This is a genomic window from Micromonospora tarensis, assembly GCF_016803395.1.
Classification (GTDB): Bacteria; Actinomycetota; Actinomycetes; order Mycobacteriales; family Micromonosporaceae; genus Micromonospora; species Micromonospora tarensis.
Genome location: NZ_JAEVHL010000371.1, coordinates 1 through 4,436, shown reverse-complemented (window position 1 = coordinate 4,436; position 4,436 = coordinate 1). Strand labels below are relative to the sequence as shown.

Annotated in this window: 5 protein-coding genes and 1 pseudogene; 1 reads left to right on the top strand and 5 read right to left on the bottom strand. The window is 71.6% G+C overall.

The window, feature by feature from the left end:
* A partial coding sequence (locus JM949_RS34010; protein ID WP_407664874.1) for an RICIN domain-containing protein occupies positions 1-757 on the top strand: 757 nt, incomplete at its 5' end.
* A gap of 12 nt (positions 758-769) precedes the next feature.
* Here the strand turns inward: JM949_RS34010 and JM949_RS34005 are convergent.
* The 5 genes and pseudogenes from JM949_RS34005 to JM949_RS33985 form a co-directional block, all read right to left on the bottom strand.
* Positions 770-1,393 carry a DUF402 domain-containing protein gene (locus tag JM949_RS34005; protein ID WP_309232444.1) on the bottom strand — a complete coding sequence of 208 codons (624 nt, stop codon included), beginning with the start codon at positions 1,391-1,393 and terminating at the stop codon, positions 770-772.
* A 2-nt stretch (positions 1,394-1,395) separates the two neighbouring features.
* Positions 1,396-2,148 (bottom strand): YebC/PmpR family DNA-binding transcriptional regulator, encoded by a 753-nt coding sequence (locus JM949_RS34000; RefSeq protein WP_203152120.1) that lies wholly within the window; start codon positions 2,146-2,148, stop codon positions 1,396-1,398.
* 232 nt (positions 2,149-2,380) lie between these two features.
* Entirely contained in the window at positions 2,381-3,007 is a 627-nt protein-coding gene (pdxT, locus tag JM949_RS33995; RefSeq protein WP_203152119.1) for a pyridoxal 5'-phosphate synthase glutaminase subunit PdxT, read from the bottom strand.
* 34 nt (positions 3,008-3,041) lie between these two features.
* A pseudogene (pdxS, locus tag JM949_RS33990) lies at positions 3,042-3,889 on the bottom strand (pyridoxal 5'-phosphate synthase lyase subunit PdxS).
* A 205-nt stretch (positions 3,890-4,094) separates the two neighbouring features.
* The coding region (locus tag JM949_RS33985) for a hypothetical protein (protein WP_203152118.1) at positions 4,095-4,436 on the bottom strand (342 nt) is incomplete at its 5' end.

Here is a 4,436-nt window from a genome sequence, read left to right as displayed (position 1 = left end):
GGGAGCCACGCCGGACCAGCCGCCGGCCGACGGCGCCGTGCCGAAGGTTGCGCCGGGGCGCTCGGATGCCGGCCGGCCACGCTGGTTCGCGCGACCCGCGCCGCTGGCGCTGCTGGTCGTCGGCGTCCTGCTGGCCGCGCTCGGGGTGGGCTTCTGGATGCAGCGGCCCGACGACGACAGAAGGACCGCCGCCCAGCTCACCGACCCGAACGCGACAGCCGGCGGCACGTCGGCCACGCCCGGCGGCACCGTCAACCCGTCGGGCTCGCCGGGCGGCAGCGCGTCGGGTGCGCCGCGGGCGGGCCGCAGCCAGATCCGCCCCGCTCGAACCCCCCGGCTCTGTCTCACCGAGGGACGGGACCGCACCGGCCAGTACCCGAAGGAGATCGCGACGCAGCGCCCGTGCGCGGACGCCACCCCACCCGACACCTACCTGAAACCGGTGACCGACGGGCTGTACTTGATCAAGTGGCAGCACCCGGTGCACGGGCCGGGCTGCCTCACCATCCGCACCGAAAATCCCGGCCGCGACCTGCTCGAACCCTGGAACGACTGCGACCCGCCCAGCGCGCTGCAACTGTTCCGCTTCGAGCCGACCGGTTCGACGCCGACCGCGTACCGGATCAGGCCGAGCGGCACGGACCTCTGCGTCGGTCTTCGCGACGATGACACCGAGGTGTCGGCCGAGGCGCTGGTCGAGCCGTGCACCAACGGGGCGGACCAGGTGTTCCTGGTGGACTCGCTGCCGGAAGGCTGACGACGGCGCGGGTCAGCGGGCCGGCGGCACCTGGTTCCAGTCGGCGGGCAGCCGCGGTGTCGTCCAGGCCGGGTCCGGCTGCCACCGCGCCCACGCCGGGTCCCACCACCGCTCACCCCGGTCGAGCAGCGCGGCGATCCGGTCCCCCTCGGCCTGGATGGCGTCCGCCATGCCCGGGTAGCGCCCCTCGACCAGGCGCTGGGCGAACATCTCCACGTCCTTCCAGACGTACCGGTCGGCGTCCGCGCCCCACCACAGGTCCAGCTCGTGGTCCAGGGTGTCCACCCCGATCGGGGTACGCCGCACCGGGTCCTGGAGGTTGAAGTACCAGCCGGCGAAGTCGCGCCCCGGCCCGGCCCAGAACACGTCGATCGAGTGCGCCTCGCCGGGACGGTGCAGCATCAGCTTGCCGTGCCCGGACCAGGAGCGGTGCCCGGCGGTCTCCCACGGGTGCCGACCACAGGGGAACACCCCCGTCTGCGGGAAGCCGAACTCGGCCCCCGGCGGCAGGTAGAGGACGAGTAGGTCGGGCGAGTCCTCGACGCAGATCGTCGAACAGCCGAACCACACCTCGCCGCGCAGCACCTCGCGCCGGACGACCACGTCGCCCGGCGCGAACCGCCGCCACGTCGTCACGCTCAGGCGTCGACCGCCGCCATCACGTCGTCGCTGACGTCGAAGTTGGCGTAGACGTTCTGGACGTCGTCGCAGTCCTCCAGGACGTCGATCAGCTTGAAGATCTTGCGCGCGCCCTCTTCGTCAAGCGGCACGTTGACGCTGGGGATCAGCGAGGACTCGGCCGACTCGTACTCGATGCCGGCGTCCTGCAATGCCGTGCGCACCGGGATCAGGTCGGTCGGCTCGGAGACCACCTCGTACGCCTCACCGATGTCGTTCACCTCTTCGGCGCCGGCGTCCAGGACGGCCATCATCACGTCGTCCTCGCTGGTGCCCTCCTTGGGGACGATCACCACGCCCTTGCGGGAGAACATGTACGACACCGAGCCGGCGTCGGCGAGCGAGCCGCCGTTGCGGGTCAGCGCGGTACGCACCTCCGTCGCCGCCCGGTTGCGGTTGTCGGTGAGGCACTCGATGAGCATCGCCACGCCGTTCGGGCCGTACCCCTCGTACATGATCGTCTGCCAGTCGGCGCCGCCGGCCTCCAGGCCGGAGCCGCGCTTGACGGCGCGGTCGATGTTGTCGTTCGGCACCGAACTCTTCTTCGCCTTCTGGATGGCGTCGAAGAGCGTCGGGTTGCCGGAGGGGTCGCCGCCGCCGGTCCGGGCGGCCACCTCGACGTTCTTGATCAGCTTGGCGAACATCTTGCCGCGCTTGGCGTCGATGACGGCCTTCTTGTGCTTGGTCGTCGCCCACTTTGAGTGGCCGGACATCTTCTACCTCCGTTGCTACCCGCCGTCTGCATCGACCGCACCGCTCACGCCCCGCTTCCGCCGGCGCACGCGGAGGTGCCGGTCAGCCCTGGTGGAAGCCGTGGCGGGCAGATGGCCCTGCCGAATCTCCGCAATCCTACCGGCGGCCCCCGGGCCGCTGTCATGCCACCGCGCGCGGTGACTCCACCCCGCCCACGCACATCAGGACAGCTAGGACAAACCGCTCCGGCGGTTACGCGCGTAGGTGGCGCCGTCCGGGGGTGGCGCGGACCAGGTCCACGAAGTACGCGTGCACCCGCAGGTCACCTGTCAACTCCGGATGGAACGAGGTGGCCACCAGGTTGCCCTGCCGGACCGCCACGATCCGGTCGGCGGCGGGCCCACCGGTCACCGTGCCGATCACCTCGACGCCGGCACCGACCCGCTCGACCCACGGCGCGCGGATGAACACGGCGTGGAACGACCCGCCCGGCACCCCGGCGATGGTCACCGGCGCCTCGAACGAGTCGACCTGCCGGCCGAACGCGTTGCGCCGGACGGTCATCTCGATGCCGGAGAAGCCCCGCTGGTCGGGCCGGCCGTCGAGCACCTCGGTCGCCAGCATGATCATGCCGGCGCAGGACCCGTACACCGGCATGCCGTCGGCGATCCGCTTGTCGATCGGATCACGCAGCTCGAAGATGTCGGCGAGTTTGCTGATGGTGGTGGACTCACCGCCGGGGATGACGAGGCCGTCGACGTCGTCCAGCTCGGCCGGACGCCGCACCGGGCGGGCGTCCGCCCCCGCCGCGGTCAGCGCGGCCAGGTGCTCGCGGACATCCCCCTGGAGCGCGAGCACGCCGATCACGGGCGCGGTCACCGTCGCACCGCTCCTCTCCCCCGCGTCGCCCCGCTCACCAGCCGCGCTCGGCCAGGCGGTGCGGCTGCGGGATCTCGTCGACGTTGATGCCGACCATCGCCTCGCCGAGACCACGGGAGACCTTGGCCAGCACGTCCGGGTCGTCGTGGAAGGTGGTGGCCTTGACGATCGCGGCGGCCGCTGCGCGGGGTTGCCCGCCTTGAAGATGCCGGAACCGACGAAGACACCCTCCGCGCCGAGCTGCATCATCATCGCGGCGTCGGCCGGGGTGGCGATCCCGCCGGCGGTGAACAGCACCACCGGCAGCTTGCCGCTCTCCGCGACCTCCTTGACCAGCTCGTACGGAGCCTGCAACTCCTTGGCCGCGACGTACAGCTCGTCGGCCGGCAGCGAGGACAGCCGACCGATCTCCTGCCGGATCCGGCGCATGTGGGTGGTGGCGTTGGAGACGTCACCGGTGCCGGCCTCACCCTTGGAACGGATCATCGCGGCGCCCTCGGTGATCCGGCGCAGCGCCTCGCCCAGGTTGGTCGCGCCACAGACGAACGGCACGGTGAACGCCCACTTGTCGATGTGGTTCGCGTAGTCGGCCGGGGTCAGCACCTCCGACTCGTCGACGTAGTCGACGCCGAGCGACTGGAGGATCCGGGCCTCCACGAAGTGGCCGATGCGGGCCTTGGCCATCACCGGAATGGAGACCGCCTGGATGATCCCGTCGATCATGTCGGGGTCGCTCATCCGGGACACCCCGCCCTGCGCGCGGATGTCGGCCGGCACCCGCTCCAGCGCCATCACCGCGACCGCGCCGGCATCCTCGGCGATCTTGGCCTGCTCGGCGTTGACCACGTCCATGATCACGCCGCCCTTGAGCATCTCGGCCATGCCACGCTTCACGCGGGCGGTGCCGACGACGGGGGCGGTACCGGTGTTCGAGGCGGTGTTTTCGGGCACGGGTCATCGCTCCTTGGACGCGCTCCGGGGGGTGGCAGCGGAAATGCTACGCCCGGAACAACGCCGCACCGACAGCCAATCAGACCCCCGGTGGCCTGCGTTGTGGCAGTGGTCACCGGTTCGTCGGTGACCTCGCTCAGGCGGCCGGAACGTCCGCCGGGACGACCAGGGTCGGGTCGTCGATGTCGAAGTAGCGCGGCCACTGTCGACCCCGCCCCATCCGCAACACCCGCACCAACGGCCGGCTGCGCGCCGAGCGGGCGTCCCGGACCAGGTCCGTGTGTACCTGCCGGGACAACGCGAGTCGACGACTGGCGGCGATGACCGCCGCGCTGTCCGGATCAGCCGGGTCCAACTGGACGCCCCGCAGCTGCCGGGTGAGGTCGTTCTCCGCCGCCTCCCGCTCGTCCGGGCCGGCGTCCAGGGCGACCCGGGCCGCCGCGTACAGCTCGACGCCGAACCGCCGCTCGGCCAGCAC

Coding starts and splice junctions, on each gene's coding strand:
- JM949_RS34000 (WP_203152120.1), bottom strand. CDS start 2,148: ATGTCCGGCCACTCAAAGTGGGCGACGACCAAGCACAAGAAGGCCGTC.